Origin of the sequence: Priestia sp. SIMBA_032 (genome assembly GCF_046535215.1) — a bacterium.
GTDB classification, from domain to species: domain Bacteria; phylum Bacillota; class Bacilli; order Bacillales; family Bacillaceae_H; genus Priestia; species Priestia aryabhattai.
Window position 1 is genome coordinate 1 of sequence record NZ_JAWRXD010001246.1, and the last position, 249, is coordinate 249.

The 249-nt window shown below is 67.5% G+C and carries 1 pseudogene; it reads left to right on the plus strand.

Going from position 1 to position 249, the window contains the following annotated elements:
- Positions 1 to 18: 18 nt before the first annotated feature.
- Positions 19 to 249, plus strand: a pseudogene (locus tag SB717_RS38320) (cellulase); the annotation flags it as partial.

Consider the following 249-nt stretch of genomic DNA (forward strand, 5'->3'; position numbering starts at 1 on the left):
GACGAGGCCGGCGCCCCGATGACCATCGGGCTCAACTACGGCGCCCACAACGGCAACGTCTACACCGCCTACTTCGCCGCCGTCACCGACTTCGCGCGCGACCACCACATGGGCATCGTCTACTGGCCCGGTCTGCGAGCGGGCGATTCCTACTCGATCGAGTCGCTCGCCCCGAACGGAACCCTGACCGATAACAGCGCAACCGGGGTCGCCCAGCTCAAGTGGGGCTACGGCTACGGGTCGCAGGAG